This window comes from Rhodococcus sp. UFZ-B548 (assembly GCF_903819475.1).
Lineage (GTDB): Bacteria > Actinomycetota > Actinomycetes > Mycobacteriales > Mycobacteriaceae > Rhodococcus_F > Rhodococcus_F erythropolis.
On record NZ_CAIJDS010000120.1, the window covers coordinates 1 to 4,649 of the forward strand.

The following is a 4,649-nucleotide window of genomic DNA, read 5'->3' on the forward strand; positions in this document are numbered from 1 at the left end:
GCGAACTCCGCCCCCGACCGACGCTCAGCGACAGCACGGTGAATCTCCGCATGCGTGCAGTGATGAGTTTCTACCGCTACCAGGCCGACAGCGGAACGGACGCTGCGCCGTTCCTGTGGAAACAAGCCCAGGTCCGATCGGGACGCTACCTCTCGTTCCTCGAGCACGTCACCCGGCGAGCGCCGCGGAAGCGCGCCGCCATCCGAATCCGCGCCGCCCGCAAGACCATTCCGATTCTGACGCCGACCACGATCGACGCCCTCCAAGATGCCGAGGCCACCTACGACCCAACACTCGTGGAATGGCGAGGTGACCTGCGATATCGGTTCCTGTGGGCAGTCCTGTCGGAATCGGGCATGCGGATCGGTGAAGCCCTCTCGTTGCAGCACCGCGACTGGATTACCGGGATCGGTGGCAAGAGCGCCCGGGTCGCGATCGTGAGCAGGGCGCACCCGCACGGCCTGTCCGCCAAGTCCGGGGAGCGCGAGGTCCACATCGGGTCTCGGCTCGACCGGCTCTATGCCGACTACGTGTGGTGGCTGTGCGACCGAGGCGCCGATGTCGCCCTCGGCGATTGGGACAGTAGCTACATCTTCTGCAACGTGCTGCGGAACCCGCTGTTCGCGCCGCTGCGCACCGAGTCGGTCTATGCGCACTTGCGCTCGATGAAGCATCGCAACGCCGATCTCCCGAACCTGATGACACCGCACTGGTTTCGGCACACCCATGCCACTGCACTGTTGCTGGCGGGGAGCCCCGTCCACACCGTCAGCCGCCGCCTCGGCCACGCGAGCGTGCAGACCACGATGAACATCTACGGCCATGTCACCGAGGACGCCGAGCTGGCGTCGGTAGCGAACTGGCGCGAATACGTCGCCGGATGGGAGTATCCGAATGTCTAGCCCCGCAAACGATCCCGCGTTCACATCCTGGCCGCGCAGCCCCAAGAGACTGCACCAGATCGATCCGGGCTTGGCACTAGCGGACATGTTCGACCCCGCAATCGCCCGCAGGCTCTGGGACTCTCTGCCCGAAGAATGCCGCAGCGATCACTTCGACAAGAAGACGATGCCGGCGCACTACCGACCGGCGATCCGCGAAGTCAGTGCGGGCAGCAGCAGCGGCAGCGACTGGACCGCCTGTTACCTGAATTTTCGGGGTCTCCCTGAACCTATGACCTGGGAAGTTGCCTGGATCATTCACCGGTACATCGAGTTGGGACGGTTCATTCGCATCGTCGACGCGAACGCCGTCTTCATCTTGCTGCGCGCCGCGATCCGCCACGGGGACGACGAATGTCGGTCGGCGCAATCGCTGCTGCACCGTTCGCCCGACGAGTGGGTGCGATCCGCGCGGAAGGCGCAGATGCTCGGCGAGAAGATCGGTGAATTCGCCTTCAAAGAAGGTACCTACCGTCTTGGACACATGGTCGCAGTACTCGGATATGCCTATCACCGCGGCCCGTGGTGGGAGCTGAACGTCTGGAATCCGAGCCTCGACCCGAGGGTGCCTCAGCGAGACCACGAGCCTATCGGATCGACGACGATGCACTTCACCAACCTGACCAGCCTCTGGATGCGCGAGGGAGCGAAGTACTGGCTCTCGGCGGGCCTGAGCGCGGAGAGGTACTCGTGGAGCACGATCAAGTCGCGCCTGGATGCCCTGAAATGGCTGCAACGCTACATCGACACCACCGCCGACCAGGGCCCGTGTCTGACTACCGATCCACACCGACTGCGGGGCTTCATCCGAGGGTTCTGCGACATGCTCCTTGCGCACCGCATCGAGTCCGGACCGCGCGCAGGCCGCCCTCTGGCGAAGAACCCACGCCGCCAGATCATGACCGCCATCGAGCAGTTCTACCAGTTCATGTATGACCACCGGGATGAAGCCGCCACCGAACTCGGTATCAGTGCCTGGGCCACTCTGCGGCCCGAGCACTGCGTGCTGTTCCGCCCCGAGGACAAGCCCCGCCTCACCAACGTCAAGGCACACGACATGGTCCTCGAAGACGGTGTCATGCAGCAGATCGCCGAGGGCAGTGGGCTGCTCGCGCAGCCAGTGCAGGAGGGCGGGCTCGGCGATCTGCAGGCCTTCCACATCATGATGCTTCTGCTGCGCACCGGCCGTCGCGCCAACGAGGTGCTGATGATGGACTTCGACCCGCTCGAACCGATGCTGCGCAATTCCGCGGCTGGCGATCCTGACGGCGCTGGATTCGTCGCCCGGATGCGGTATCAACAGACCAAGGTCGAACCGAACGTCGCACCCTCGATCCCCGTGGACGACGAGATCGTCACGATCATCCGAGCGCAGCAAAAGCATGCCCGCGAGATGATGGCACACTTCGGAAACCCTGGTGTGACGCCGAAGTACCTGTTCCTCCGCACGACCCGAAACCGGATGGGCGACAAGCCTTACCCGATGACGACAATGCATCTGCGGTTCAGCAGGCTCACCAGTCTGCTCGACATCAGCGACTCCGTCGGCCGACGCGTCGCTGTCTCCAAGACACATCAGTTCCGGCACACCGCGGCGACCAACCTGATCAACGCCGGAGTGCCGCTTCACGTCGTGATGCGCTACTTCGGGCACGTTTCGCCGGACATGACCTTGCACTACGCCGTGACCTCTGCGCAGACCATGGAAGAGGAATTCCTCCGCTACAAGAAGGTCACCCGTGACGGGCGCACCGCCACGATCGACAGCTCCGACCTCTACGACCTGATCCAGCTCGACAAGCGAGCTGATCGCATCTTGCCCAACGGTTGGTGCGCGCTCCCACCGAAACAGTTGTGCGATAAGGGAAACGCCTGCCTGTCTTGCTCGAAATTCGTCACCGACTCCACTCATGCCCCGCAGTTGCGGACCCAGCTCGCCGACACGGAAACACTGATCGAACACCGGCAAGCAGTGTTCACCGCGAAGTACGGCGCCCCGATGGACGAGACGAACATCTGGCTGCAAGGCCGCCAGATCGAGGTCGACTCGCTTAACCGGATCCTGCTCTCGATCAACGATGTCTCCGCCGCCGACAAAGCGGTTCGCGGTCCCGGAACCACCACCTAGAGCAAGGAGAACCAGCCCGTGCCCGAACATCTCACCGCCGCAGCGCGAGCGCGCCACACCGAGACCAGAGCCCGCGCGGACGCGGCGCTGCTGGCACTCAGCAATGCAGGCGAACCGGTCACCTTCGCGGCCGTCGCTCGCCGCGCCAAGGTCTCCACCGACTTCCTCTACAACCAGCCCGACCTGCGCACAAAGATCAACGACCTCCGCACCAGGCGCCCGCACCACCGAACAACTCCGGAACAGATGTCCGAACGCGAACGGCAGTCCGCATCGTCCGCGGTCAGAGCACTGTCCTCGCAGCTCAAGGAACTCAAACGCCGGCACGCCGAAGAGCTCGGCGAGCTGCGCAAGGCGCTCGCGGTCGCCCACGGCGAGAACCTCGCGCTGCGGCGACGACTCGCCGACTCCCGCTAGCGCCCTGAGGGTAATCGGTTTCGCTGCTCGTTCACGAAACACGACCCGCCGCCTCGGCATTGGAGGGAAGCGCCAGGCCGGGACACGTCGACAGGACAGCGGCAATCGCGTCTTTCTCCGCCTTGGTCACCCACAACCGATACCGGAGTTTGACCGCGACCTGACGAGCCACATAAGCACATCGGAACGCCTTGTTCGGAGGAAGCCACGAGGCGGCATCGGAGTCACTCTTCGCCGAGTTCGGAGCCTGCGTAGTGGCGATGAGATTGAGCGGATCATTCGCCAGGTCGACACGTTCGGCGGCAGACAACTGCTGCGCGCCCTTCTGCCACGAATCACCAAGGGCGACTACATGCTCGATCGGGACGAGTGGCGAAGTCGTCTCCCCGCGAACGAAATTCACCGTGGTCCCGGTATACGGATCGTGAAGGACTCCCGACTGCACCACGCACGGCGGCGAGGCCACACCCGAGCGGTCCTTGCACGTGATGTCCACAAGGTCACGGGAGAGTATGTCCTCGCGTGTGCTCAGCGAGTTCCCGCCCCACATAACGGTATTCATATCAGTCCACGCTATACCGAACTCGCTTCGCGCATAACCCGTCTTAGGCGCACGCCCCTTCACCGCAAGCTCCTCCAGCGCCGACAGTGCCTCATCGACCTGCGCACCCGGCGCAGAAGTTCCCGACACCGGAGCTGCGAATACCGCCCCGCCATCAGGCCGATGGACCGAGCAACCAGACACAGCGACAACGAACGCCGCAGCCGCCACCGCGACCCCGGTCACGCGCTGGCGCATCACAAGGCCACCACAGCACTCAGCAGCATGTCATCGACACAGTAACCAGCAGAAAGAGGAAGACTCCTTGACAAAGCTGCTGATAAGACATGGTCGATCTGGACGGACTTGGCCTGGCTGCGTTCGAATTCGATGCGATCACCGGAGTACGGGTCGGTCATCGCGCCCGACAGTACGACGCAGTCACGTGTTCCCGGTTTGAACACCACGTCCGAGAGATCTTGGGCCAGAACGTTGTTGCGGGTATCGCACCCGTCGTGGCCGCCAGGTGCGTCCTGGTCGTCGGACCAAGCGGGGCCGAAGACGCAGGCTTCTCTGAACAAGAATTCAAGCTTGGTAATCATGTGGAAGTCCTTCCCGAGAT

The 4,649-nt window shown here is 63.5% G+C and carries 4 protein-coding genes and 1 pseudogene; 3 read left to right on the forward strand and 2 right to left on the reverse strand.

Features of this window, described 5'->3' with window-relative positions; genetic code table 11:
- The 3 genes from H7C86_RS36500 to H7C86_RS36510 form a co-directional block, all read left to right on the forward strand.
- On the forward strand, nt 1-902 hold a 902-nt coding region (locus tag H7C86_RS36500; RefSeq protein WP_220463514.1), incomplete at its 5' end, for a tyrosine-type recombinase/integrase.
- Nucleotides 895-3,069: a tyrosine-type recombinase/integrase gene (locus H7C86_RS36505; protein WP_080726510.1), complete on the forward strand. Its 2,175-nt coding sequence runs from the start codon at nt 895-897 to the stop codon at nt 3,067-3,069. The genes H7C86_RS36500 and H7C86_RS36505, both read left to right, overlap by 8 nt.
- Before the next feature lie 18 nt (nt 3,070-3,087).
- A complete protein-coding gene (locus tag H7C86_RS36510) occupies nt 3,088-3,486 on the forward strand; it encodes a DUF6262 family protein (protein ID WP_182263477.1) in 399 nt (132 codons plus the stop codon).
- 31 nt (nt 3,487-3,517) lie between these two features.
- Here the strand turns inward: H7C86_RS36510 and H7C86_RS36515 are convergent, their stop codons facing one another.
- Together H7C86_RS36515 and H7C86_RS36520 are read right to left on the reverse strand one after the other, a co-directional pair.
- Entirely contained in the window at nt 3,518-4,285 is a 768-nt protein-coding gene (locus H7C86_RS36515) for an HNH endonuclease family protein (RefSeq protein WP_182263478.1), read from the reverse strand.
- A pseudogene (locus tag H7C86_RS36520) lies at nt 4,285-4,649 on the reverse strand (hypothetical protein); the annotation flags it as partial. The pseudogene H7C86_RS36520 and the gene H7C86_RS36515, both read right to left, overlap by 1 nt.